Source organism: Frigoribacterium sp. UYMn621 (assembly GCF_040549525.1).
Classification (GTDB): domain Bacteria; phylum Actinomycetota; class Actinomycetes; order Actinomycetales; family Microbacteriaceae; genus Lacisediminihabitans.
In genome coordinates, this window is the sequence record NZ_JBEPTM010000050.1 from 1 (window position 1) to 1,293 (window position 1,293).

Annotated in this window: 1 protein-coding gene; it reads left to right on the top strand. The window is 60.5% G+C overall.

Annotated features, from left to right (window positions below):
* The first annotated feature begins 69 nt into the window (after positions 1–69).
* Positions 70–1,253 (top strand): IS3 family transposase gene (locus ABIB54_RS17830; protein ID WP_354576874.1). Its coding sequence is split into 2 segments (ribosomal slippage): positions 70–328 and positions 328–1,253, totalling 1,185 coding nucleotides; the frame shifts between segments, so codons are not numbered across the junction.
* The last annotated feature ends 40 nt before the right edge of the window (positions 1,254–1,293 follow it).

Sequence of the window (1,293 nt, forward strand, 5' to 3'; positions counted from 1 at the left end):
TGGGCTGCTGCGGATATCTCGGACAGTGGGCCCTCTTAAAATGAGGGTTCACTGAAAGTAGAGAACCGCATGACCGCGCCACGCCGGAAATTCACTCACGAGTTCAAAGATGAGTTGTGCCGCGAGGTGATCAACACATCCAAGCCGATCAAGGATGTGGCCGAGGCCTACGGGGTCGGCCCCGAGACGCTGCGCAACTGGCTGAATAAACACCGCGAAGCGAACGGCGGCACCGAGACGGAGCTGACGGTCCCGGAGCGAGCCCGTCTGAAGGAGCTCGAGCGGGAAGTTCAGGAGCTCAAAGCTGAGGCGCAATTCTTGAAAAAAGCGGCCGCTTACTTCGCGCGGGAGCAGCGATAGTGAGCAAGTACGAATTCATCGACTCCCAAAAAGCTGAGCCCAAAAACCGGAATCCAGTCGTGAACATGTGCCGCTGGTTGGACGTGTCAACGTCTGGTTTCTACCACTGGCGGACGCGCCCGCAATCGGCGACGTCGGTCCGCCGGGAGGTCCTCGTGGAGCGGATCAAGTACCACTTCGAGCAGACCGAGGGAACTTACGGGTATCGCCGAATCCATGCGGACCTTGTCGCCGAGCAGACGGAGTGTTCCCCCGAACTCGTCCGGCAGCTCATGCGCCAGGAGGGCCTCGTAGCCTGCCAACCACGACCCTTCCGCGTCACGACGGAGGCCGATGCGCTGGCCGCGGCGAGCATGCCCGACCTCGTCAAACGCGACTTCACCGCCGACCGTCCGGGGGTGAAGTTCATCGGAGACATCACCTACGTCCACACGTGGCAGGGGTTCGTCTACCTCGCCACGGTCATCGACTGCTTCTCAAAGAAGGTCGTGGGGTGGTCCATCGCCGATCACATGCGCACCGAGCTTGTCGAGGACGCTCTCAAGAATGCCGCTGCAACTACCCTGATCCTGCCGAACGCAATCTGGCACTCCGATCGCGGAAGCGTCTACACCTCAGCCGCTTTCAGGACCCTCGTGACCAGTCTGGGCATGCGCTCATCCATGGGCCGCACCGGGGTCTGTTGGGACAACAGCATGGCGGAAAGTTTCTTCTCGATGCTCAAGAACGAGCGTGTGTATCGGACCGTTTACGCGACCAAGACGCAAGCTCGAAGCGACATCATCCGCTACATCGAGGGGTTCTACAACAGCCGTCGCCGGCACTCAGCGCTCGGTTACCGACGGCCCAACGAAGTCCACTATGGTTATCAGCAGCCAGCCCTGGCAGCGTAGACGAATCCACTAATTCCGCTGTCCGAAATCCCCGCAGCAG